A 474-nucleotide genomic window follows, 5' to 3' on the forward strand; every position below is an offset into this window, starting at 1 on the left:
CTAATTCCTTCAAAGTGGTTCCGTGGGTCTCAAAATACGCCCGTATCTCAGCGCGGTTTTTGTAGGTTGCCATTTTCCACAAGCCTCCTTCCCATTAGGTTTTTTGAGAAAAGCTAAATCTCCCACACGCATAGGCTAAAGACTTGGCTAGAAGAAAAGATCGCCTTTTGCCTAACGCTGGCAATAAAGCTCACGCTTTGCCCGCTCTGCACGGGCTTAACTCGGTTTTGTAGCGCATTCCACCGCCACACTTCTGCATTGACCCAATGCCCTTGCCTTATCCACTTATCCCGGTATTTGGTGACTTCACGGGTGCGTTTGACATCACGTGTGCGCCAAATTTTCCTTTTAGTGACCCTATCCCACCAAGTTTTGTATATCCAATAACGCTCGGTGTCCCAATACTCCTCTGTTGTGGTATAAGCCTCCTTGCCCCAATAAGAAGTGTCGCGCCACTGCTGTTCTGTGGTTCTA

At 48.3% G+C, this 474-nt stretch carries 1 protein-coding gene; it reads right to left on the reverse strand.

Annotated features, from left to right (window positions below):
• Positions 1-113: 113 nt before the first annotated feature.
• The coding region (locus EAO36_RS08355; protein ID WP_205585527.1) for a hypothetical protein at positions 114-474 on the reverse strand (361 nt) is incomplete at its 5' end.

This window comes from Helicobacter mehlei (assembly GCF_003660265.1).
Taxonomy (GTDB): Bacteria; Campylobacterota; Campylobacteria; order Campylobacterales; family Helicobacteraceae; genus Helicobacter; species Helicobacter mehlei.